Origin of the sequence: Pedobacter suwonensis (assembly GCF_007833675.1) — a bacterium.
GTDB classification, from domain to species: Bacteria; Bacteroidota; Bacteroidia; order Sphingobacteriales; family Sphingobacteriaceae; genus Pedobacter; species Pedobacter suwonensis.
This window is the reverse complement of sequence record NZ_CP031708.1, coordinates 4,881,652-4,904,969: the sequence shown is the minus strand read 5'-3', so window position 1 is coordinate 4,904,969 and position 23,318 is coordinate 4,881,652. Positions and strand designations below refer to the sequence as shown.

The 23,318-nt window shown below is 39.8% G+C and carries 19 protein-coding genes; 10 read left to right on the top strand and 9 right to left on the bottom strand.

Annotation, left to right across the window (positions count from 1 at the left end; genetic code table 11):
- Positions 1 to 34: 34 nt before the first annotated feature.
- Positions 35 to 1,885 carry a PAS domain-containing sensor histidine kinase gene (locus DV942_RS20190; RefSeq protein ID WP_145860525.1) on the bottom strand — a complete coding sequence of 617 codons (1,851 nt, stop codon included), beginning with the start codon at positions 1,883 to 1,885 and terminating at the stop codon, positions 35 to 37.
- A 32-nt stretch (positions 1,886 to 1,917) separates the two neighbouring features.
- On the bottom strand, positions 1,918 to 2,961 hold the full coding sequence (locus DV942_RS20185) for a DNA topoisomerase IB (protein WP_145860523.1): 1,044 nt from the start codon (positions 2,959 to 2,961) through the stop codon (positions 1,918 to 1,920).
- Positions 2,962 to 3,050: 89 nt separating this feature from the next.
- On the opposite strand from DV942_RS20185, the gene fmt reads away from it, so the two are divergent.
- Entirely contained in the window at positions 3,051 to 3,959 is a 909-nt protein-coding gene (gene fmt, locus DV942_RS20180) for a methionyl-tRNA formyltransferase (protein ID WP_145860521.1), read from the top strand.
- 620 nt (positions 3,960 to 4,579) lie between these two features.
- Here fmt and DV942_RS20175 read toward each other — a convergent pair.
- Positions 4,580 to 5,419: an aminotransferase class IV gene (locus tag DV942_RS20175; protein WP_145860519.1), complete on the bottom strand. Its 840-nt coding sequence runs from the start codon at positions 5,417 to 5,419 to the stop codon at positions 4,580 to 4,582.
- Positions 5,420 to 5,422: 3 nt separating this feature from the next.
- On the bottom strand, positions 5,423 to 6,451 hold the full coding sequence (locus DV942_RS20170; RefSeq protein ID WP_145861887.1) for an RluA family pseudouridine synthase: 1,029 nt from the start codon (positions 6,449 to 6,451) through the stop codon (positions 5,423 to 5,425).
- A gap of 104 nt (positions 6,452 to 6,555) precedes the next feature.
- On the opposite strand from DV942_RS20170, the gene DV942_RS20165 reads away from it, so the two are divergent.
- Positions 6,556 to 7,587 (top strand): DUF6588 family protein, encoded by a 1,032-nt coding sequence (locus tag DV942_RS20165; protein ID WP_145860517.1) that lies wholly within the window; start codon positions 6,556 to 6,558, stop codon positions 7,585 to 7,587.
- A gap of 66 nt (positions 7,588 to 7,653) precedes the next feature.
- Entirely contained in the window at positions 7,654 to 8,523 is an 870-nt protein-coding gene (locus DV942_RS20160) for a 1-aminocyclopropane-1-carboxylate deaminase/D-cysteine desulfhydrase (RefSeq protein WP_145860515.1), read from the top strand.
- Positions 8,524 to 8,533: 10 nt separating this feature from the next.
- Here DV942_RS20160 and DV942_RS20155 read toward each other — a convergent pair whose 3' ends face one another.
- Positions 8,534 to 8,926, bottom strand: coding sequence for a winged helix-turn-helix transcriptional regulator (locus DV942_RS20155; protein WP_145860512.1), 393 nt, complete (start codon positions 8,924 to 8,926; stop codon positions 8,534 to 8,536).
- 97 nt (positions 8,927 to 9,023) lie between these two features.
- Here DV942_RS20155 and DV942_RS20150 point away from each other — a divergent pair, with 97 nt between their 5' ends.
- From DV942_RS20150 to DV942_RS20140, 3 genes are all read left to right on the top strand, one after another.
- Positions 9,024 to 9,554, top strand: a complete 531-nt coding sequence (locus DV942_RS20150) for an NAD(P)H-dependent oxidoreductase (protein WP_090985223.1) — start codon at positions 9,024 to 9,026, stop codon at positions 9,552 to 9,554.
- A 220-nt stretch (positions 9,555 to 9,774) separates the two neighbouring features.
- On the top strand, positions 9,775 to 11,106 hold the full coding sequence (lat, locus tag DV942_RS20145) for an L-lysine 6-transaminase (RefSeq protein WP_145860510.1): 1,332 nt from the start codon (positions 9,775 to 9,777) through the stop codon (positions 11,104 to 11,106).
- 2 nt (positions 11,107 to 11,108) lie between these two features.
- Positions 11,109 to 11,510 carry a hypothetical protein gene (locus DV942_RS20140; RefSeq protein ID WP_145860508.1) on the top strand — a complete coding sequence of 134 codons (402 nt, stop codon included), beginning with the start codon at positions 11,109 to 11,111 and terminating at the stop codon, positions 11,508 to 11,510.
- Positions 11,511 to 12,259: 749 nt separating this feature from the next.
- On the opposite strand, the gene DV942_RS20135 is transcribed toward DV942_RS20140, so the two are convergent.
- The 4 genes from DV942_RS20135 to DV942_RS20120 form a co-directional block, all read right to left on the bottom strand.
- Positions 12,260 to 13,621, bottom strand: coding sequence for an acyl-CoA dehydrogenase family protein (locus DV942_RS20135; protein ID WP_145860505.1), 1,362 nt, complete (start codon positions 13,619 to 13,621; stop codon positions 12,260 to 12,262).
- Positions 13,622 to 15,348: 1,727 nt separating this feature from the next.
- Positions 15,349 to 16,065: a bacillithiol biosynthesis deacetylase BshB1 gene (gene bshB1 / locus DV942_RS20130; protein WP_090985235.1), complete on the bottom strand. Its 717-nt coding sequence runs from the start codon at positions 16,063 to 16,065 to the stop codon at positions 15,349 to 15,351.
- A gap of 108 nt (positions 16,066 to 16,173) precedes the next feature.
- Positions 16,174 to 16,686, bottom strand: a complete 513-nt coding sequence (locus DV942_RS20125; protein WP_145860503.1) for a glutathione peroxidase — start codon at positions 16,684 to 16,686, stop codon at positions 16,174 to 16,176.
- Positions 16,687 to 16,692: 6 nt separating this feature from the next.
- Positions 16,693 to 17,307, bottom strand: coding sequence for a DUF4294 domain-containing protein (locus tag DV942_RS20120; RefSeq protein ID WP_145860500.1), 615 nt, complete (start codon positions 17,305 to 17,307; stop codon positions 16,693 to 16,695).
- A gap of 109 nt (positions 17,308 to 17,416) precedes the next feature.
- On the opposite strand from DV942_RS20120, the gene DV942_RS20115 reads away from it, so the two are divergent.
- The 4 genes from DV942_RS20115 to DV942_RS20100 all read left to right on the top strand — a co-directional run bounded on the left by DV942_RS20115 (position 17,417) and on the right by DV942_RS20100 (position 23,238).
- Entirely contained in the window at positions 17,417 to 19,624 is a 2,208-nt protein-coding gene (locus DV942_RS20115) for a RelA/SpoT family protein (protein WP_145860499.1), read from the top strand.
- Between the two features lie 177 nt (positions 19,625 to 19,801).
- Positions 19,802 to 20,299, top strand: a complete 498-nt coding sequence (locus tag DV942_RS20110; RefSeq protein ID WP_145860497.1) for a Fur family transcriptional regulator — start codon at positions 19,802 to 19,804, stop codon at positions 20,297 to 20,299.
- A 38-nt stretch (positions 20,300 to 20,337) separates the two neighbouring features.
- Positions 20,338 to 21,618 (top strand): adenylosuccinate synthase, encoded by a 1,281-nt coding sequence (locus tag DV942_RS20105; RefSeq protein WP_090985245.1) that lies wholly within the window; start codon positions 20,338 to 20,340, stop codon positions 21,616 to 21,618.
- A 360-nt stretch (positions 21,619 to 21,978) separates the two neighbouring features.
- Positions 21,979 to 23,238, top strand: coding sequence for an anthranilate synthase component I family protein (locus DV942_RS20100; RefSeq protein WP_145860494.1), 1,260 nt, complete (start codon positions 21,979 to 21,981; stop codon positions 23,236 to 23,238).
- Positions 23,239 to 23,318 lie beyond the last annotated feature (80 nt).

Here is a 23,318-nt window from a genome sequence, read left to right as displayed (position 1 = left end):
GTTCAGACTCCATCTGATGGTATGAGCTGAACGATTATTTTATTTTTAAAGCAAAGAAAAAAGTGGCACCCTCTCCAGCAGTGCTTTCTACCCAAATCCTGCCGCCCTCACTTTTTATAATTTCAGCTGAGATGTAAAGGCCTAAGCCCAAACCCGGGTAGGTATGTTGCAAGTTACCATCTACACGGTAAAACTGGTCGAAAACCAGGTGTTGCAAATCCTCTGAAATACCAATACCATAATCCCTGACGCTTAATATCACTTCTCCGTCTTGACTATAGGTAGCAACATCTATTTCATCGGCATCGGTAGAGTATTTAATTGCATTAGATAAAAAATTAGTAATAACCTGCCCAATGCGTTCTTTATCAGCGAAAACGATGGCATTACTTTCCAGGTTACAAATGATCTTATGTTTTGAACTGATGTGCTGCATTTCATCTACAATATCTTCAACAACAGCATCAAAATCAAATTCAATTGGGTTGAAAGTCATTTTCCCTGATTGAATTTTGGTTACATCAAGTAAATCGCCGATCAGGCCCGTTAACCGGTTCAGCTGCTGGTCCATTTTACGTACCATTGTCGCCTTTTTTTCGTCTCCCTCACTCCTGATCATGCGTTCAAGCACCTGGGCATACGCTTTGATACTGGTTACGGGTGTTTTTAACTCATGACTGGCGATCCCTAAAAATTCATCTTTTTGCTGTTGCAGCTGCACTAGCTTTGTCACATCCGTTGCAGCGTGGATAATGGCATACACTTGCCCATTAGCATCTTTTATCGGTTTATAGGTAAAGCTGAACCAGCGTTTCTGTTCTTTACCATCAATAATCACCAGGAATTCTTCCTGATCAGCATGGTAACTTATTCCTGTTTGATATACCTTTTTCAAAGTTTCAACTGATGGCTGTAAGTTCAATTCAGGTATGGCTTCCGCAACGGTTTTACCGATTACGCTTTTATCCTTTCCCCAAAACCGGAGCATTTCATCGTTCGCAAGGCTGATTACCATGTTTTCTGTTTCATAGTAGGCCGTGGCCATCGGTATATCATACATAAAGTTGCGAAAGCGTTCTTCGCTTTTAGCAGCCTCCATTTTTGATACAACCTGTAAGGTAATTTCGTTAGCGACTACCATAATGCCGGTAACCTCTCCATCCTGACCAAATATTGGATCGTAAACAAAGTTGAAATAAAAATCATCTTCAACCCCGTTATGCTCCAATCGGGCTTTCGTTTCGTAGCCATAATGAGCAACACCGCTGTTGTAAACCTGCTGTAGCAATTCTGGAAAAGGCTGATTGGCAATTTCAGGCAGTCCATCTAAAAGTTTTAAACCGATTACAGCTTTACTTTTCCTCCATATCTTTAGCAGATCATCATTGGCATCTTCTATAATCAGGTCTCTGCCTTTTAAAATTCCAATAGCCACAGGCGCATCGTAAATCATCTGCCTTAACAGGGCTTCACTATGCTCTACTTTAAACTTTGCATTTACTAATTCGGTCACATCTGTAGCATTATTTAAAATGCCCCATACATTACCATCTGAATCAAGCAGCGGTTTATAAGTAAAATCGAAATAAAAAGTTTGGAGTACATTATCATTTAATAGCACGGCCTTGTCTTCTTTAGCTTCATAAGGCATGCCGGTGCTTCTTACCTGTTTAAGAATATCAAGAAAGGGTTGATCTTTCAACTCCGGCAGCGCAAGAGCCAATTCTTTACCTATTACAGATGCGTCTCTTCCCCAGGCTTTAAGCATAGCCTTGTTGGCTACCTCTATAATCATATTTTCTCCGGTATAAAGCGCAATGGGCATTGGAGACTCCTCTATAAGCGTATTAAAAATATTGGCTTTATCGGCGAGATTAGTTTGCATAATTGGGATAAAAGACAAATATAGTTGCTTTTTTACTTGCTACCAGATTTTAAAAAAGATAATAACACCTTTTCATTATCCTCTAAACTCACCTTGCCTTTAAGTGCATGGTTATTCATTTTTTTAAGGTATTTTTCAAGCTGATTATTCTCGTAAGCCGTAAGCAAAAGCGGGTAAACGTAAGAGCTTTTACATACCGCCCGGGTGTTACCTAATTTTTTGGCTACACAGTCTAAAACGGCAACAATTTGTTTTTTACTATTTAAACCTGCATTTTCATTCACCTGGCATTGGGCAAACTGCCGAAGGGCTTCGAGGGTACCTCCCCAGGTTCTGAAATCTTTTGCCGTGAAATCATCGCCTGTAATTTCTTTAATATAGGCATTTATTTTACCGGAATCGATGCTTTTATGTTTGCCATCAGGTGTATAAAACTGAAAAAGCTCCTGACCAGGAATATCACGGCATTTTTTAACCAGTTTTGCCAGCGAACGATCGTTAAGTTCCAGTTTCTGCTTCACGCCTTTTTTTCCCACAAAATCCATGGTAATTTTACTTCCATTTATTTTTACATGCTTATCACGTAGGGTGGTGAGGCCAAAAGATCCATACAGCTGTTTGTAGCTCTCATTTCCTACCCTGATTAATGTTTTTTGAAGTACATCTACCGAAATAGCCAGTACCTTCCGTTCGTCGAAATCTTTGCGGCGGAGGTCTTTCTGTAGATTTTTCCTGGCTTTGGGCAGAGATTTTCCAAACTCAAGGAGGCGGAAATATTTATCTTCCGCACGCCGGCTGGTCCATTTTGCATGGTACTTGTATTGTTTTCGTCCCGCGGCATCAATTCCCGTCACCTGTAAATAAGCATTAGGTTTATTGGCAATCCATACATTTTGCCATGCGGGCGGAATAACCAGCGCTTTAATCCGGTCCAGGTGTTTGTCATCTGTAATTTTATTTCCGTCTTTATCTACATAATAAAATTTTCCTGGTTTTCCTTTACGGTAAATACCAGGCATGGCATCAGTTACATACACCAATCCGCTTGCTTTTACAACATCTTTACCTTGTACCATTTTTTGGCTATAAGTATGGGTTTATTTTTAGTTATTTTGCAAAACTAAACGTGGATGACCACGTTATTTCAGAAACACAACACTTTCGTATGAAAATAGTTTTTATGGGTACGCCCGATTTTGCGGTAGCCTCTTTAGATGCCTTGGTAAAAGCCAATTTTGATGTGGTTGCAGTGGTTACTGCGCCAGACAAGCCTGCAGGGCGTGGGCAGAAACTAAGTGAAAGTGCGGTAAAAAAATACGCGGTAGAAAAAGGGATCGATATTCTGCAACCCGAAAAATTAAAAAACCCTGAATTTATTGAGCAACTCAAATCATATCATGCAGATTTACAGGTAGTGGTGGCTTTTAGAATGTTACCAGAAGTGGTATGGAATATGCCGCCAAAAGGAACCATTAATCTTCATGGATCGCTCTTACCGCAATACCGGGGTGCGGCTCCAATAAACCACGCCATCATAAACGGAGAAAAAGAGAGTGGCGTAACCACTTTTTTCCTCACACATGAAATTGATACCGGCAATATTATCCTAAGCGAGAGTACCCCAATCGCTGATAACGAAACCGCTGGCGATCTGCATGATAAACTGATGCACATTGGCGCCAACCTATTGGTAAAAACGCTTAAAGCCATTGAGGCCGGTGAGGTTAGCGAACAACCGCAGCCACAAAGCGGCAGCTTAAAACATGCGCCGAAAATTTTCAAAGAAGATTGCAAAATCGACTGGAACAACCCAGCACAAATGATATATAACTTAATCCGCGGGTTAAGCCCATATCCTACCGCCTTTACTTTTTTAAATGATAAAACCTTAAAAATATTTAAGGCCGAAATAGAGCATAAAGAACCAGGTATTGTTGCCGGAGGCTTTTTAACCGACGGCAAAACTTTTTTAAAATTCGCCGCTAAAGATGGTTTTATCAAACTATTGGACATTCAGTATGAGGGCAAAAAACGCATGCCGATAGAAGATTTTTTAAGAGGAATACGGTTGTAGTAGTCCTTAGTCTAAAGTCTTTAGTCCGAAGTCATCAATCTGGAGTCGAATAACTTATATTACATGTCGCCCTGAATGCAATGAAGGATCTTTTAAATAAAGCTAGATTTTTTATTTAAGAAATCATACTTCGATCATCCGCCTGCAACGGGCAGCATTATCCCGATTAGGAACTTTTTATCTTGAAGGAAATTTTATCGGGATTAAGCAAAGGGCGGGACTAGCGGAACCGAAGCACCACAACTTTGCTTTCCAAAAAAGAAGTGGAATAAATCTGTGCCTGATGAACTTAGTTCATTATTCTTTTTTGGAAAGCAGTAACAGTAGCTTATATGTCAATACAGCCCCGCTCCCGCTTCTGCCAATTTGAAGGAATCGGCATCCCGCTTTGATCGGGTTTAGGTGGCACAGTCAGTGCATGGTCCAATGTCAAATAAACCCGACCGGCAGCGTTATCCCGATTAGGAACTGTTTATCCTGAAGGAAATTTTATCGGGATTAAGCAAAGGGCGGGACTAGCGGAACCGAAGCACCACAAGCTTTGCTTTCCAAAAAAGTAATGAGTGCTTCAGTAAATAAACAACCAAACACAAATAAATCAATGACTAATGAACTTATAACTAAATGGCGTTCAGCTTCTCCGACAAAAACTTCGAAACCTCGTTAAAATAACGTTTCCTACCATAGCCCATTACCCATTGTATGCCTTGCGTAGCATTGGTAATAAAAACTTCTTCAGCTTCTTTTAAGATTTCCGGATTGATCTGCGCCTCAATCAAAGGCATATCGTTCATTTTGCACAACTGCATAATAGCTGTACGCATTACGCCGCTGATGCAACCTTCGGCAAGGGCTGGTGTATAAATCTGTTTGTTGTACACCACAAAAACATTTGCACTGATGCTTTCGCAAAGAAAACCATATTGATTCAGGATCATCGCCTCATCAAGGCGGTGCTGACTTTTAAAAAGCCCGGCCATAACATAAAGCAGTGCATTAGCTGTTTTAAAATTCGAGAGTTTATTAACTGGTTTGGTCATTTCGTCAAAAACATCAATGATCAAGCCTTTGCTGTTTAACTCGTATGTAGAGGCTTTTAGCGGAATACCCTCCAGAATATAACCAGCTTTATTAATTTCAGGTGTGTATACTCCAGCCCCTCCCCTGTAAACAGAAAGTCGGAACCGAACATTGCCGTTCCATTTGTTCCTTTTTGTCAAATCAGCTGTTTTCTGGCGCAGAAAATAATCGTCCATCAAAGCATGTCCGTCTATTTTTAGTGCTTTCATGCCAGCACTTAACCGATCAGCATGTAAGTCTGCAAATTGCAGCTTATTATTGATCATGCGCATACTTTCAAACAATCCATCGCCAAATTTGAAACTTCGGTTAGCCGCTGTCAAAATTGGGGCATCAACCGCCTGAAATTCATCATTAAATAAGAGGTACTCTTGAAGCATATTTTATGATGTTGCGATATAATTTTCCCATTTGGTTAATCCGGCTTTAAAATCGGACGGTAACGGCGATTCGAAATACATGTACTCTTTAGTAGTGGGATGGATAAAACCCAGACTTTGCGCATGCAAGGCCTGACGGGGCAGCAATTCAAAACAATTATCTACAAACTGTTTGTATTTATTAAACGTAGTACCTTTTAAAATCTTATCACCACCATACATGGCATCGTTGAACAAGGGATGACCAATGTGTTGCATGTGAGCCCTGATCTGGTGCGTACGACCAGTTTCGAGTTCGCAACTGATCAAAGTAACATATCCCAACCGCTTTAGTACTTTATAATGCGTTACAGACCATTTGCCTTTTTCTTCATCATCGTAAATATCCATTACACGGCGATCCTTTACACTACGGCCAATATAACCTGTAACGGTACCATCATTTTCAATATCGCCCCAAACCAACGCAATATATTTACGGGTAATGCTGTGATCGAAAAACTGGCGCGCAAGGTGTGTAATCGACTTTTCATTTTTACTGATCAACAGTAAGCCTGAAGTATCTTTATCAATGCGGTGCACCAGGCCCGGGCGGCCGTCATTTCCGGGTAGCTGAGGGAGTTGCTCAAAATGGAATGCCAAAGCATTAACCAATGTTCCGGTATAATTATTGAAACCAGGATGTACAACCATTCCGGCAGGCTTGTTTACCACAAGTAAATCACCATCTTCGTAAATAATATCCAGTGGAATATCTTCGGGATAAACTTCTGTATCTCGTGGCGGATGAGGTAAAACGATAGATATCTCATCAAAAGGCTTAACTTTATAACTGGCCTTTATCTGTTTCTGGTTAACCAGTACGTTTCCTGCATCAATTGCATTTTGAATACGGTTTCTCGAGGCATTTTCTACACGTACCATCAAAAATTTATCGATACGCAGTAACGACTGCCCTTTATCCACAATAATTTTTAAATGTTCGTATAACTCCTGTTCTTCTGATTCCTGCAATCCAGCCACATTTTCCATGGCGCAAAAATAAACTTTTAACTTCAAGATTTTTTTAATGATTACAGTTTTCGCAAAAACAGCATTATATTTACTAACAATGAAAATCTTTTAAATCTCCCTCTATGAAAAAATACTACACCTTAAAGGCGATGTGTGCCTTAATGTTATTGATTACGGCTAAAAAGGCTAATGCACAACAGAATATTGGAGACCTTTTTAAGTCTGGTCCCGCCGATGCGACTAAATTAATCAATGCTTATTTCGATCCCTTATACAAAGGTTTGGGCATTGGCTTAACGGATGGCTGGAGTAATACCGCAAAATCTAAAGGTTTGTTAAAATTCGATGCCCGCTTTTCGGTTTCGGGCGCCTTTGTGCCACAATCAGCCCGCAGCTATGATGTAAATACGCTGGGTCTGAACAATATCAGGCCGGCAGTTGGTTCATCATCTATAGGTCCCACTGCTTTTGGTAACGATGAGGTTGGCGGGAAAATGCAGATCTACACCAGTAACGGACAACCTACTACATCATTTTTTAATCTTCCTAAAGGTTTGGGCTTCCATGTTGTACCTGCAGTACAATTACAGGCTACCTTGGGACTGCCCAAAAACATTGATGTTACTTTAAGAGCTATGCCTAAAATAAAACTGGGTAGCGACCTTGGAAGTTTATCAATGATCGGCTTCGGTGCAAAAGTAGAATTGCTGCCACTTTTTATGGGTTCGACTACAGAGAAATTGATTCCGGTAGATATTGCTGTAGCAGGAGGATTTACCCAATACAAATATAATTTGCCGTTGAATATTAACAATAATGCAAATTCAGACCAACGCATTGATGCCAAGTTCAATGGTGTAAATTTTGACGCCATTGTATCAAAACAAATTTTGTTTTTTACGCCATTTGCAAGTGTGGGGTATCAAACTTCCAATACGGATTTAAAGGCTTTGGGTACCTACTCTTTTGATACCGGTAATGGCCAATCAGTAAACTACACCGACCCGATTGCTGTAAATCAAAGGGATATCAATGGCGTAAGAGCAAGTTTAGGCTTTCAGCTAAAGTTTGGTTTCTTTAAGTTTTATGGTTCCTATACGCAGGCAAAATACAGCATGGTTAATGCCGGTATCGGTTTAGGCATTGGTAAATAAAAAACTTACAGGCATAATAATGGTTCAAAAACACCTGAAATATTCAGGTGTTTTTTATTTTTACACGTGTTTGAAGAAATATATAGCCCGGTACAGAAAATAGCATTTCCACCTTTAAAAAACCTGTTCGTTAAAAGGGATGATCTTATAGACCCTTACATTTCGGGCAATAAGTGGCGTAAACTCAAACATATTCTGGCTAAAGCCAAAGCCGACCGCAAGACGCACCTGGTTACTTTCGGTGGTGCTTACTCGAATCACTTGGTCGCTACAGCAGCTGCAGCATCACGCTCAGGGTTTACATCAACCGCTTTTGTACGTGGGGAAGAAGTAAAAAATGAGATGTTATTGCTTTGCCAGTTATTTGGAATGAAACTCATTTTCACCGACCGTGAAAGTTATCGGGATAAGCATAATTTGTTTAATTCAAATTTTGCTTCTTATGAACAGGCTTATTTTGTAAATGAGGGAGGCGCCTCTATGGAAGCCACTATTGGCTGTGCAGAGATAATTAACGAATTATCAACCCCTTATGATCACATTTTTTGTGCTGCCGGAACAGGAACTACTGCGGCAGGGCTGCTTCGCGGACTTCAGCAGCATGGATTAGATACAAAACTACATATCATCCCGGTGTTAAAGGGGGCTTCTTTTATTAGGGAAGAAATAGCACAATATACGCCAGTGTCTGATCATCTCGAACTCCACCTCGATTATCATTTTGGTGGCTATGCCAAAACCACTCCCGCACTGATTAGTTTCATCAAGAACTTTACGGCAAAAAGCGGACTGCTTTTAGATCCGGTTTATACGGCTAAAATGTTTTATGCCATCCAGGATTTAGCAAAACAAGGCATTATCGGCAAAGAAGAAAAGGTATTGGCTATTCATACCGGAGGCCTGATGGGCCTTTTTGGAATGAAGGACAAGTTCTAGAAAGTCCTGCTTACTTAAGAGCTTTGGTCGTTTTTGAGCGGTTTGCAGAATCCAACGCTTTGTGCTTATCTCCCCAGCTTTCCAGTTGTTTTATAATGGCTTTAAGTTCGTAACCTATCGGTGTGAGTTCGTATTCTACACGTGGTGGTACTTCAGCATAAACAGTTCGCTTAACAATTTTGTTCTCTTCCAGTTTTCTGAGTTGAAGAGTCAACATCCGTTCGGTAATATTAGGCAACAATTTTTTCAGTTCACCAAACCTGAGTTTGCCGTTAATTAGCCAGGAACAGATGACCAATGCCCACTGCCCACCAATAATATTGGCCGCATAAACCTCTGGACATTCCTCGGCCAATGCCTGTTTATTGGCGTAATTAGTCGATGTTTCCTTGATTTTAGACATTACTTACATTTTTTATAGTACCATACAATTGGTAGCCAATATACATATTCTATGTAAGCTACCTTATTTTTGTGGTTAATAATTTAAGACTGCTAAAATGAAAACACTCATTATCGTCATTCATCCTGATATTCAAAACTCTGTTGTTAACAGAAGGTGGATCGAAGAACTTGGTAAATTCCCTGATAAATTCCATGTGCATCAATTGCATGAAGTTTATCCTGATGAGAAAATTGATGTGCCTGCTGAGCAAAAACTGATCGAAGCATATGAAAAGATAGTATTTCAGTTCCCTTATTATTGGTTTAACTGCCCGGCCTTTTTTAAAAAGTGGCTAGATGAGGTCCTTACGCATGGTTGGGCATATGGAAGCAAAAGCGGCTACAAGGTTGCGGGAAAGAAAATTGCACTGGCCATTTCATTAGGTGTAGATCAGGAGGAACTCAGTTCTTCAGGTATTTACAAATATCCACTTGAAGAACTCACACGTCCTTTTGAGCTTTCTTTTGAATATGTTAAGGCCGATTATAGACCATTTTTTGCCTATTATGGAATTGAGCACAATGCTTCAAAAGAATGGGTTGAAAAAAGTGTTCCGCTGTACCTGGATTTTCTTGACAAATTGTAAGATATCATTCATATCTCTCAATTTAAGAGTAAAAGATGTATTGCTCAAATGCGATTTTACCGAAAAAGTTTTCCACATATGTGAAGTCCAAAATCGGTTTTTGTCTATAATCATACTTTAAACTGTTTAAACCTATTTTTTAGGCAAAGTGTAGAAAAAGTGCTTAAATTTTGATTTTAGGCACATTTAACTAAATTTGGATTATACCAAAACCAAGTTTATGTATCAATTAACAGTACCTTCAGATCGCGTTAACGAATCGTTAAGTAAACACATTTTGGCCGATGGTTTCGACCTGACCTATGATATGGAAAAAAGCCATGGCGCTTACATTTACGACTCTAAATACAATAGGACTTTACTCGATTTTTTCACTTGTTTTGCTTCCGTTCCTTTAGGTTACAACCACCCAAAAATGGTTGATGATGAAGCTTTTAAAAAGAATCTTTTACTGGCTGCTCTGGCCAATCCATCAAATTCCGATGTTTACACCCAGCAGTATGCACAATTCCTGGAAACATTTTCCAAAATTGGCATTCCTGATTATCTGCCCCATGCTTTTTTTATTGCAGGTGGAGGCTTGGCGGTAGAAAATGCCATTAAGGTTGCCATGGACTGGAAAGTTCAAAAAAACTTTGCCAAGGGATATACCGAAGAAAAAGGTTTCAAGGTTTTGCACTTCGAAAAGGCTTTTCATGGCCGTACGGGTTACACACTGAGTTTAACCAATACCCTGCCAGATAAAACAAAATGGTTTGCCAAGTTCAATTGGCCAAGGGTAGCTGTTCCGGAAGTTAGCTTTCCACTTTCCGGAGATAACTTAAATCATGCCATTGCAACTGAAGAAGCCTCGCTCGCCCAGATTAAAAAAGCCTTTGCAGAAAATAAAGATGAAATCTGTGCCATTATTATAGAACCGATCCAATCAGAAGGTGGAGATAACCATCTGCGGGAAGAGTTTTTAATCCAGCTTAAAACATTGGCCGATGAAAATGATGCTTTTTTGATTTATGATGAAGTACAAACCGGTGTGGGGTTAACCGGTAGATTCTGGTGCCACCAGCACTTTAGCGAAAAAGCCCGGCCAGATATTATCGCTTTTGGCAAAAAAATGCAGGTTTGTGGCATTCTTGTTGGTAATAAGGTAGACGAAATTGAAAGCAATGTATTTAAAGTACCCAGCCGGATTAACTCAACATGGGGAGGCAATTTAGTGGACATGGTGCGTTCTTCCCAGATTTTACAGATCGTGGAAGAGGATCAGCTATGTGAGAACGCAGCAAAAGTAGGCAAATACTTAAAAGATCAATTAGAAAACCTGGCGCATAAATTTGATCAGATGACAAATGTACGCGGAAGAGGATTATTATGTTCTTTCGATTTCCCGACAAAAGAACTGCGCAATGCCTTTATTGGCAAGGGGCTGGAAAACAATGTGATGTTTTTAGGCTGTGGTGAGCGAACCATCCGTTTCCGCCCGGCACTTTGCATTGAGCAAAAGCATATTGACGAAGGCCTGACCGTTATGGAAAAAATATTGCCTTTATTGTAAGCATGAAGCGAAAATCGTTTGTTTATTTCCTAATTGCAGGAGTTTTAGTATTGATCTTTTTTATGGTTAAAAATGTTTTTGATCAGCCAGGGATTAGTGATATGAAAGCTGGCTTTAAAGAAGTGATTAAGTATAGAAATGACAATAACACTGGCCCAATACAACGGATTTACGTGGTGACAGTTAAAGATTCGATCTGGAAAGAAATGAAAGATTATGGTAATTTAATGCCACATACTAAATACGGTAATACCAAAGTGTATTTCTTTATGCATAATGGGAAGATTCCACCAAGCTTAACGCCAGGCGAAGTAAATTTCGATCCGGTTTTTAACAAGGACTGTATTGCGTTATATGAAAAAAGTGCAATGAGCCAGGTGGCCTTTAATAAACACCCTTATTAAACGGAACATTCGGCACATTAGTTAGCAAAAAAATTAAACCTTATTTATTTGGAAATGAAGGGTTCTGAGCATTTGGCAAATATACTCCCGCTCATATCGGATTTATTAACAACGTTTTGTGCCTTGAAAACAGGCCCTTGTTCAATAAACCTGACAACAGCGAAAATCCTTTTTGCCTGCAGCAACCTTAATAGGCTGTCATGCTGAGGCACGAAGCATCTGCAAGCGATGAAACACTGCGATAAACCGAGCACTACAAAACCAGCAAAAAGATTGCAGCGAATGGCAGGACTGAAGCACCTATGAAATGCTGACGTTCATTTCCTAAACCTAAGTCTTCGACTACGCTCAGACTGACATAAAATTTAATAATTAGAAAAGCGTCTTTAATTCGTAATCAATCATTGAGTTTGAAAACTCATTACCATTAGCCAATTCGTAGAGACGCTGCGCTTAACTCTACGAAAAGGATAGGGATGTATTCAAAAAACCTTTGTTCAATAAACCTGACAGCAGCGGCAGCCCGGATTTTTCCATCGGGCTATAGCGAATGGCAGGACTGAAGCACCTATGAAATGCTGACATTCATTTCCTAAACCTAAAAAATCCTGCTATTTATCATCCTTACATCAGTCTTCGACTACGCTCAGACTGACAAGTATCTAATATAATTTAGCTCAGACCCAACATTAAACTCACAAATTTTCCCAGCGCATTAGCCCTTTAAACTTCGTGAGTTTTCCCAACCCCTAAACAAAAGCTGAATAGCCTGTTATGGCCCTACCTACAATCAGTGTATTAATTTCTTTAGTGCCCTCATACGAATAAATGGCTTCAGCATCAGCCACAAAACGTGCTACGTTATATTCGAGTAAAATACCATTTCCGCCCATCACTTCTCTTGCTTTGCTTACTACATCGCGCGTTCTTAATGAACAGAAAACCTTGGCCAGCGAAGCATGTTCATCTTTTAACAAACCTTGGTCTTGCAGTTGTGATAAACGGAAACAAAGTGTTTGCATCGCCGTTAAATTCGATAACATTTCTACCAGGTGATTTTGAATCAATTGAAAAGATGCAATGGGTTTACCAAACTGTTTTCGGGTGCGTGTATATTCCAGGGCATTTTCATAAGCGCCTCGCGCACAACCTACTGCCTGCCAGGCTACTCCTGCACGTGTCATTTGCAAAACCTTTGCCGTATCTTTAAATGAGTTTGCATTTTGCAGGCGATCGGCTTCTTCTACCTCACAGTCGGTTAAGGTAATCAAGCCATTCTGTACAATCCTTAAGGCCATTTTATCCTGCATTTTCTCTACAGCAAAACCCGGATTATCTTTCTTCACGATAAACCCTTTTACGTCCCCGCTTTCTTCATCACGTGCCCAGATAATTAAGATATCTGCAAAAGTGGCATTACCGATCCATTTTTTCTGACCGTTTAATATCCATTTTCCATTTACTTTTTTACATGTAGTGGTTAGTCCGCCGGCAGCAGCAGACCCTACTTCCGGCTCAGTTAACCCAAATGCCCCAATGATTTTAAATTGTTGCATCAGCGGCAGCCACTGCTGTTTTTGTTCCTCCGAGCCACATAAGTATATTGAACCCATGGCCAGGCCACTCTGTACACCAAAAAAAGTTGATATAGAAGTATCGATCCTGGCCATCTCCATCGCTAAAATGCCTTCCATCAAATTGGATTTCCCCGGACAGCCATAACCTTTGTAGGTTAAACCACAAATATTGAGCTCGGCAAGTTTTGGAATAATTTCAAATGGAAACTCGGCTTTGTTCCAGTAATGGTTAACGATGGGTTTCACTTCCTGTTCCAAAAAGGCACGCACTTTCAACTGGAGCGCACGGTCCTCATCTTTTAATGCTTCATCGCCCAAATGATAAAAGTCGCCTTCTATAGGTGGCAACGCTTTCTTTTTGCCAGATCCGCCCATCATTTTCATCATTCCCTGAATCTGTTTATCATCCAGGCTCGAGATCGTTTCGACCATTTTAGGTAAATCGACTTTTTTTGATAAAGCTTCCAGCTTATCGAAATCTACATGTTTAAAAAGACGGTAAGCGTTTTTGAGAGATGAAAATATATTCGCCATTATTATTCATTTTGAGAATAACAAATGAAGGGCTGTTTTGTTGGGCTGTCAAAATAACCGCAAAGGGCGCAAAATTTTTCCGCAAAGAAACGCTAAGCATCATTTTATTTTTACCACAGAAGGCACTGAGGTTTGCACAGAGGAACACAGAGATTTTAACCGCTAAGGGCGCAAAACTTTTTCACAAAGACACTTGAGGTTTCAAGTCATTAAAAAATGGATCCAGCTCGATGCTCTTTGTGCCTTTCTCTGTGAGTCTCTGTGGTTAAGATCAAAGCATTATTTCAGTGGATTCGATTTTCCGCAAAGGGCGCAAAGTTTTTCCGCAAAGAAACGCAAAGCATCATTTTATTTTTACCACAGAAGGCACTGAGGTTTGCACAAAGGAACACAGAGATTTTAACCGCTAAGGGCGCAAAACTTTTTCACAAAGACATTTGAGCTTTCAAGTCATTAAAAAATGGACCCAGCTCGATGCTCTTTGTGCCTTTCTCTGTGAGTCTCTGTGGTTAAGATCAAAGCGCTATTTCAGTGGATTCGATTTTCCGAAAAGGGTGCAAATTTTTTCCGCAAAGAAACGCAAAGCATCATTTTATTTTTACCACAGAAGGCACTGAGGTTTGCACAGAGGAACACAGAGATTTTAACCGCTAAGGGCACAAAGCTTTTTCACAAAAAAACTTGAGGTTTCAAGTCATTAAAAAATGGCCCCAGCTCGATGCTCTTTGTGCCTTTCTCTGTGAGTCTCTGTGGTTAAGATCAAAGCGCTATTTCAGTGGATTCGATTTTCCGCAAAGGGCGTAAAGTTTTTCGCAAAGAAACGCAAAGCATCATCTTATTTTTACCACAGAAGGCACTGAGGCTTGCACAGAGGAACACCGAGATTAACCGCTAGGGGTGCAAAACTTTTTCACAAAGACATTTGAGGTTTCAAGTCATTAAAAAATGGACCCAGCTCGATGCTCTTTGTGCCTTTCTCTGTGAGTCTCTGTGGTTAAGATCAAAGCGCTATTTCAGTGGATTCGATTTTCCGCAAAGGGCGTAAAGTTTTTCGCAAAGAAACGCAAAGCATCATCTTATTTTTACCACAGAAGGCACTGAGGCTTGCACAGAGGAACAGGAGATTAACCGCTAGGGGTGCAAAACTTTTTCACAAAGACATTTGAGGTTTCAAGTCATTAAAAAATGGACCCAGCTCGATGCTCTTTGTGCCTTTCTCTGTGAGTCTCTGTGGTTAAGATCAAAGCGCTATTTCAGTGGATTCGATTTTCCGCAAAGGGCGTAAAGTTTTTCGCAAAGAAACGCAAAGCATCATCTTATTTTTACCACAGAAGGCACTGAGGCTTGCACAGAGGAACACCGAGATTAACCGCTAGGGGTGCAAAACTTTTTCACAAAGACATTTGAGGTTTCAAGTCATTAAAAAATGGACCCAGCTCGATGCTCTTTGTGCCTTTCTCTGTGAGTCTCTGTGGTTAAGATCAAAGCGCTATTTCAGTGGATTCGATTTTCCGCAAAGGGCGTAAAGTTTTTCGCAAAGAAACGCAAAGCATCATCTTATTTTTACCACAGAAGGCACTGAGGCTTGCACAGAGGAACACCGAGATTAACCGCTAAGGGCGCAAAACTTTTTCACAAAGACATTTGAGGTTTCAAGTCATTAAAAAATGTACCCAACTCAATGCTCTTTGCACCTTTCTCTGCGAACTTTGCGGTTAAAAAAAGACCTACCTCAAATCAAACAAATTATCCACACCCAACAATTTTCGCGAAGTAAAGCCTTCGCCAAAAGTGGCGCCTATGCTTTTACCAAACTCCCTTGAACGACCGATTACACTTTCAAAAAACTCTGGGGAGGAGATATAGGTCTGTTGACCTTCAACATCGGGATTATAAAACTGTGTTTTAAAAGCCTTAATGGATTCGATTTTTTTATCCATATGATCAGATACATCTACAATAATATCAGGCTTTAAATACCGATCTTGAATGAACTGCAATAACAATCGGGGGCGATGTGCTTCTTGCTTAATCCCATCTATTGAGGTTTCTACTTTTGGCAAACCTGATAAAAAAACGGAATCGTAAACCAGGTCACCAGCCCTTCCATGATCGGGGTGGCGATCCTCCAGCGCATTACTCAAAATAATCTCTGGTTGATATTTTCTGATGGCTTTAATCACTTCCAAACGGTGATATTCATCGTTCTGAAAAAATCCATCCCTCATCCTTAAATTTTCGCGGATATGCAATCCTAAAATCTTGGCTGAATCTGCCGCTTCTTCATCTCTTGTTTCTGCTGTCCCTCTTGTACCAAGTTCACCCCTGGTTAAATCTACAATGCCCACTTTTTTACCCAGGGCAATATGTTTTAAAATCGTACCTGAACAGCAAAGCTCCGCATCATCAGGATGCACAGCGATTACTAAAATATCTAAGTTCATCTGTGTTTTCGTGTTTTTTAATTGTCAGATGGAACCTTTGATCATTAAAATAATCATTATTCATCTGGCTTAATGATTATTTTAATAATGTCGGTTTCACTAATTCAATTATCGGGCATTTTGACTCAGCAACTGCTGAATTTTCTTTTTAATTTTCGTATTCAAAGGCTTGGTGAACGGGAAGAAATAATCTTCCAGCTCGCCATTTCTGTTCACAATATATTTATGGAAGTTCCACCGGGGTTTCGAACTTAATTTGGCATTTTGTTTTTTGTCACTCAGGAATTGATAAAGTGGGTGAGCATTTTCCCCGCGAACGAAAATCTTATCAAAAACCGGAAATTTTACACCATGATTGATCTCGCAGAAAGATGCAATATCAGCCCCGTTCAAAGGTTCCTGCTTTCCAAAATCATTAGAAGGGAAACCCAGGATTTCAAAATCGGGGTTATTAATCTCATCCTTAAGTTGCTGTAACTCCTTTAACTGGGGTGTTAAACCACATTCTGATGCGGTATTTACAATTAAAACAACTTTGTTTTGATATGCTGATAACGGTTGTTCTTCGCCGTTAACTTTCTTCACCTTAAAGGAATAAATATTGGGTATGCGATCCTGCATTGTATGTTATTGATAAAATCCCGAAGTACGGATAATAGATTCTATATCCCTATCTGTATTCGGATCGTAAGTGCTTTTTAAATTATGTCCAACCACACGGGCAACAATCTGGTACGAAAATGCCGCAAAACCGCCTTTGGTTTGTTTCACAATATCATAGGTTGTTCTGCCCACTTCACGGTCAATCAGTTTCGTTAAAATCTGGCCTTGTGTAATCGTCAACTCTTTTATCTCGCGGTTAAACATGTCTTTTATTTCTTTATCACATTGTTTAACCAATTGTTTCTGTTCTTTTTTCTCTGAAGTTTTGGCTAAATCCTGCTCCAGCTGTTCGTAACGGCGTTTGGCAAACAAGGCATAAGGCATTACTTTTAATACGTTATACCGTAAACGGTTATAAGCGGCCTGCTCTGCCGGCGATTTCCAGATTCTGGCCGCATAAATGTTAACCTCGTTCAGTTGCATCCATGGAATCATCACGCCGTTATCATTTGTGGAGGCTACTCTTATCGTATCGCTTTTACCTAATTTAGGGAATACAGGGGCAGTTGGTTCCTGTGCATGCAGTGAAACACCATAAATCATTACAATACAAAGAAAAAATAGCCCTTTAAATTTCATAAATTTATACTTTTACAAAGTTAGGTGTTATTTCATATATTAGTTGTTTCACAGAACTAATATAAGTTTTATTCATAAATAAGACGCAATTTTTACGCAAAAAATACAAATGAAAACAGAGTTAGTGATTGATTTAGAGGCGGAAAAGCAAGAGATTCTAAAAAGATACAGGGCCTTACTTCGGGCAAGTAAATCTACCTTACAGAAAGGGGATAAAAAAGAAATCCGAAAAGCTTTTGATATGGCACTCGAAAGCCATAAAGATATGCGGCGCAAATCTGGCGAGCCCTATATTTACCATCCAATTGCCGTTGCGCAGATTGCTGCTGAAGAAATTGGACTCGGAACCACTTCCATTGTATGCGCCTTATTGCACGATGTGGTAGAGGATACTGACATCACTTTAGAAGATATTGAACGCGAATTTGGCAAAAAAACCGCTAAAATAATCGATGGCTTAACCAAAATATCAGGTGTTTTTGACACCAACAGCTCTTTACAGGCAGAGAATTTCCGTAAAATGTTGCTTACCCTGGCTGATGATGTAAGGGTAATCCTGATCAAACTCGCCGATCGTTTGCACAATATGCGCACAATGGATTTTATGCCCCGCCACAAGCAGCTTAAAATCGCTTCAGAAACTATTTATTTATATGCTCCCCTTGCCCACCGTTTGGGTTTATACGCTATAAAATCAGAGTTGGAAGATCTTTCGATGAAATATCTCGATCCTGACACCTATAAATTCATTGCAAAAAAATTAAATGAGAAAAAGGCAGAGCGTGCACTCTTCATCAAAAAATTCGTAGAGCCTATTGACGAGATTGTGCACGAACAAGGTTTAGTGGCTGATGTTTATGGCAGGCCTAAGTCGATCCACTCCATCTGGAACAAAATGAAAAAGAAAAATATCCCTTTTGAAGAGGTTTATGATCTTTTTGCCATCCGGATTATTTTGGATTCGGCTCCCGAAAATGAAAAGGCAGATTGCTGGAAAGCATATTCCATCGTAACCGATTTATACCGTCCAAATCCAGATCGATTACGTGATTGGGTATCATCTCCAAAAGGAAATGGATACGAAAGCTTGCACACCACGGTAATGGGACCGCGCGGGCAATGGGTGGAAGTACAGATCCGTACGCAACGCATGAATGAGATTGCAGAAAAAGGTTTCGCCGCGCATTGGAAATACAAAGAGTCGAGCAATGACAACGGCCTCGATCAGTGGATCCAGAAAGTACGCGAAATGTTGAGTAATCCTGAGGCCAACGCTTTGGATTTCCTCGATGATTTTAAAATGAACCTTTTCTCGGATGAGATTTTTATTTTCACACCAAAAGGTGCTTTGATCCAACTGCCTTTAGGTGCTACAGCGTTGGATTTTGCTTTCGAGATCCATACCGATGTAGGTGCAACCTGTATTGGGGCCAAGGTTAACCACAAGCTGGTTCCTATTTCATACAAACTTCAAAATGGCGATCAGGTAGAGATCATCACCTCGAGCAAACAAACCCCAAAAGAAGATTGGCTCAATGTGGTGGTTACGGCTAAAGCCAAATCGAAAATTAAATCATCACTAAAAGAAGAAAAACGGAAAATTGCAGAAAATGGTAAGGAGATTTTGGAAAGAAAACTGAAATCGCTTAAAATCACCTACAATACCGATAACATTCAAAAACTGAGTTATTTCTTTAAACTACCATCTACCCAGGAACTCTTTGTAAATGTTGCCCTCGGTAAAATAGAACTAAAAGATATTAAAGAGTACCTGCTAAGCGGAAAAGAAGTTGAACACCGTGGTCCCGAACGCCCTGAAAATCTTTCTGTTGATGGAATAAAGAGCAAAATTAAAGGAGGAGATTCTGATATCTTACTCATTGGAGAAGATATGCAGCGTATTGATTATACGTTGGCAGCCTGCTGTAACCCCATACCTGGTGACGACGTTTTTGGATTCATCACCGTGAGCGAAGGAATAAAAATACACCGTACCAACTGCCCGAACGCCGCGCAGCTAATGGCCAATTATGGCTACCGGGTGGTTAAAGCCAAATGGAATAAACAACAGGAATTAACCTTCTTAACCGGCTTACGTATTGTAGGTATTGATGACGTTGGCTTAATCAACAATATTACACGCGTGATTTCTACTGATTTTAAAGTAAATATGCGCTCAATTACCGTCGATACCAATGAGGGGATTTTTGATGGTTCGATTATGATTTTTGTAAATGATACCGAACACCTGGAAAACCTGATTAAAAATTTATTAAAAGTAAGGGGTGTTACCGGAGTAACCAGGTTTGACGCATAGGTAGTCGGGAGTCTGTAGACCGAAGTCCGAAGTCTGGGTTTAGAGTCTAAGTTGCAGTCTATTTGCGATTTCAACTTCCGGATCCAGACCTCAGAACTCCGACTTTGACAACATTTAAACAATCTAAGCCTCGAACAATCAAACTAATTAACTACCTTTGAATGGAGTTTAAAAACTATGTCTGAACAAAAAACAAATGAGCTCGTCCGCAAGATTTTTGAGGCTTATTTAGAGAACAAAAATCTACGTAAAACACCAGAGCGCTTCGCTATATTGGAAGAAATATATTCAAGAAACGACCACTTTGATGTAGAAACCCTGTATATCCACATGAAAAACCAAAAGTACCGCGTTAGTCGTGCCACGGTTTATAATACGTTGGAATTATTGGTTTCCTGCGACTTGGTTACCAAACACCAGTTTGGTAAAAACATGGCGCAATTCGAAAAATCATATGGTTACCGCCAGCATGATCACGTGATCTGTATCGAGTGTGGTAAAGTAGTAGAATTCTGTGATCCCCGCATCCACCAGATCCAAACCATGGTGGGTGATCTGTTAAAATTCGACGTGAAACACCATTCGCTAAATCTTTATGGTTTCTGCTCTGATTGTAGCATGGCCAGGAAAGTAAATGAAAGTGCAGCAACAGCCGAAAAAATCGAACAAAATTAAATCAAAATACAAATAAAACCAGCTTAATTTATTAAATAATGACGCAAGTAGATGTACTTCTCGGCCTGCAATGGGGTGATGAAGGAAAGGGAAAAATCGTTGATGTACTCAGTCCAAAATATGATCTTATCGCCCGTTTTCAGGGTGGCCCAAATGCCGGACATACTTTAGAGTTTGATGGCAAAAAATTCGTTTTAAATACCATTCCCTCAGGAATTTTTAACGAAAAAACCATGAATCTTATTGGAAATGGTGTAGTAATCGACCCTATTATCCTAAAAAGAGAGTTAGATAATTTAAAAAAAGCTGGTCATGACCCAATTGCCGATGGCAAATTAGTGATTGCCCGCAAAGCACACTTAATTTTACCTACCCACCAATTATTGGATGCAGCTAACGAAGCACGCATGGGTAAAAATAAAATTGGATCAACCTTAAAAGGTATTGGCCCAACGTATATGGATAAAACCGGCCGTAACGGTTTACGTGTCGGCGATACTACACTACCTGATTTCAAAGAGCGTTATGCTAAACTGGTAGAAAAACATACCGAAATCCTTTCTCATTATGAAGGTTTTGAATATGAATTAGCGGAGAAAGAAGCATCGTTTTTTGAGGCCATCGAATTCCTAAAAACCATTCCTCATGTAGATAGCGAACATTATGTAAATGGTTTCCTGAAAGAAGGAAAAGCGGTTTTAGCAGAAGGTGCACAAGGAACGTTGTTAGACGTTGATTTCGGCTCGTATCCTTTCGTAACATCAAGCAACACTACAACAGCAGGTGCTTGTACCGGTTTAGGTATTGCCCCTAATAAAGTAGGTGCTGTTTATGGTATCTTCAAAGCATATTGTACTCGTGTTGGTGGCGGCCCGTTCCCTACCGAATTAGATAATGAGGTTGGTGAAAACCTGCGCGCATTAGGTCACGAATTTGGCGCAACTACAGGTCGTGCCCGTCGTTGTGGCTGGATTGATCTTCCTGCCTTAAAGTATGCCATCATGTTAAACGGTGTAACCGAATTAATTATGATGAAAGCTGATGTTTTAGATACCTTCGATACCATTTATGCCTGTACTCATTACGAATATAATGGCGAAACCATCGATTACATGCCTTATGATATCATTTCTATTGAACCAAAACCAGTATTGAAAGCCATTGATGGTTGGGCTACTGATGTAACCAAAATCACCTCTGTAGATGAAATTCCGGCTAAACTGACTGAATATATTGCATTCTTAGAAAAAGAATTGGAGGTGCCGATCAAATTCCTTTCTGTAGGACCAGATAGGGCACAGACTTTAGAATTACGTTAAAATATAAGATTCGTCATGCTGAATTATTTCAGCATCCATTTAATCTATTAACACTAATAGCCCCTGAAATAAATCCAGGGTGACGATCAATTAAAGAAAGGCAATCCATAGCGGATTGCTTTTTTGTTTATTAGTTATTCATTATAAAAAATCTTCTCTAGACCGTAGCAAAGCAAAGTGCCTGCCCGTAAAGGCGGGGAGAGATCTATCTAAACAGATTTAGCTTCGCTGAGCACTTCGTGGTTCCCGACTGCGTTGCCCTCCCCTCGAAATGACGATATTCCTAATTAAGAAACCCTAATCAAAAGATAAAAATTAATTTCTTACAATTATCGCTGTGATTTTTACCTTTGCGGCAGCTTGAAAACCATTCAAAACATATCTGATTTTAAACGAAAAGCGCTACACTGGGCCAACCAGTTTGGAGTTTGTTGCTTTTTAGATTCAAACGATTATAAAGATGCTTACTGCGCGTACGATTTCATTATCGCTGCAAATGTACATGAAGAACTAAACTGCTCGACAGGCAATGGTTTTGATCAGTTAAAAACTTTTAATGCTAAGCACAAACAATGGGTTTTCGGCTATTTCAGCTACGATTTAAAAAACGAAATAGAAGATCTTCAATCTAATAATCCCGACAGTTTAAACTTCCCGAATTTATATTTTTTTGTTCCAAAATACCTAATCGCTTTTAAGGATGGTAAAGCTGAAGTTCTTATTGGTAATGAGTCTGTTTTAGATGATATCGAATCTTTATCCTTTGAAAATAAAAAACAACTTAGAGCGATACAGATCTCACATAGATTATCTAAAGATCAATACATAGCTAAAGTTGAGGCTTTAAGGAACCACATCCATAGAGGGGATATTTATGAAGTCAATTTCTGCCAGGAATTTTTTGCAGAAAATGCCGAAATAGGCCCCATTCATACTTTTGAGGCATTAAACCAGATTTCGCCCACACCATTTGCAGGCTATTTCAAGATTTACGACCAATATATTTTATCTGCCACACCAGAAAGATTTTTGTGCAAACGCGGATCGAGACTCATTTCACAACCCATCAAGGGCACAGCAAAAAGAAGTTCGGATCCGGAAAAAGATAAAGCTGTAAAATTGCAGCTCCGAAACAGCATTAAAGAACAGGCAGAAAATGTAATGATTGTAGATCTGGTACGCCATGACCTCACTAAATCTGCAGTGAAGGGATCTGTTAACGTTGATGAATTATTTGGCATCTACAGTTTCACACAGGTTCATCAAATGATTTCGACCGTGAGCTGCGAATTAAATCCTGATATCCACTTTATCGATGCCATTAAAAACACTTTTCCAATGGGTTCTATGACAGGTGCCCCAAAAGTTAAAGCCATGGAATTGATTGAAGAATATGAATTAAGCAAAAGAGGTGTTTATTCTGGCTCATTTGGATATATAACACCTGATGGCGATTTCGATTTTAATGTGGTGATTAGAAGCATCTTATACAATAGTAATAATCAATACTTATCATTTCAGGTGGGAGGAGCGATCACTTATGAATCAGATGCCGAAAAAGAGTATGAAGAGTGTTTACTCAAAGCCAGTGCAATTTTGCAGGTATTAGGAGGCCATTAACATCCCCCAGTTTTAGCGTCCTGCTAAGACTTAATGAATATTCTTAAAAAGAGTCTGTCATCCGGGACGCAATTGATATT

Coding starts and splice junctions, on each gene's coding strand:
- DV942_RS20105 (WP_090985245.1), top strand. CDS start 20,338: ATGACGCAAGTAGATGTACTTCTCGGCCTGCAATGGGGTGATGAAGGA.
- DV942_RS20155 (WP_145860512.1), bottom strand. CDS start 8,926: ATGTCTAAAATCAAGGAAACATCGACTAATTACGCCAATAAACAGGCA.
- DV942_RS20190 (WP_145860525.1), bottom strand. CDS start 1,885: ATGCAAACTAATCTCGCCGATAAAGCCAATATTTTTAATACGCTTATA.
- DV942_RS20150 (WP_090985223.1), top strand. CDS start 9,024: ATGAAAACACTCATTATCGTCATTCATCCTGATATTCAAAACTCTGTT.
- lat (WP_145860510.1), top strand. CDS start 9,775: ATGTATCAATTAACAGTACCTTCAGATCGCGTTAACGAATCGTTAAGT.
- DV942_RS20125 (WP_145860503.1), bottom strand. CDS start 16,686: ATGCAGGATCGCATACCCAATATTTATTCCTTTAAGGTGAAGAAAGTT.
- fmt (WP_145860521.1), top strand. CDS start 3,051: ATGAAAATAGTTTTTATGGGTACGCCCGATTTTGCGGTAGCCTCTTTA.
- DV942_RS20140 (WP_145860508.1), top strand. CDS start 11,109: ATGAAGCGAAAATCGTTTGTTTATTTCCTAATTGCAGGAGTTTTAGTA.
- DV942_RS20165 (WP_145860517.1), top strand. CDS start 6,556: ATGAAAAAATACTACACCTTAAAGGCGATGTGTGCCTTAATGTTATTG.
- bshB1 (WP_090985235.1), bottom strand. CDS start 16,065: ATGAACTTAGATATTTTAGTAATCGCTGTGCATCCTGATGATGCGGAG.
- DV942_RS20115 (WP_145860499.1), top strand. CDS start 17,417: ATGAAAACAGAGTTAGTGATTGATTTAGAGGCGGAAAAGCAAGAGATT.
- DV942_RS20110 (WP_145860497.1), top strand. CDS start 19,802: ATGTCTGAACAAAAAACAAATGAGCTCGTCCGCAAGATTTTTGAGGCT.
- DV942_RS20185 (WP_145860523.1), bottom strand. CDS start 2,961: ATGGTACAAGGTAAAGATGTTGTAAAAGCAAGCGGATTGGTGTATGTA.
- DV942_RS20120 (WP_145860500.1), bottom strand. CDS start 17,307: ATGAAATTTAAAGGGCTATTTTTTCTTTGTATTGTAATGATTTATGGT.
- DV942_RS20135 (WP_145860505.1), bottom strand. CDS start 13,621: ATGGCGAATATATTTTCATCTCTCAAAAACGCTTACCGTCTTTTTAAA.
- DV942_RS20175 (WP_145860519.1), bottom strand. CDS start 5,419: ATGCTTCAAGAGTACCTCTTATTTAATGATGAATTTCAGGCGGTTGAT.
- DV942_RS20170 (WP_145861887.1), bottom strand. CDS start 6,451: ATGGAAAATGTGGCTGGATTGCAGGAATCAGAAGAACAGGAGTTATAC.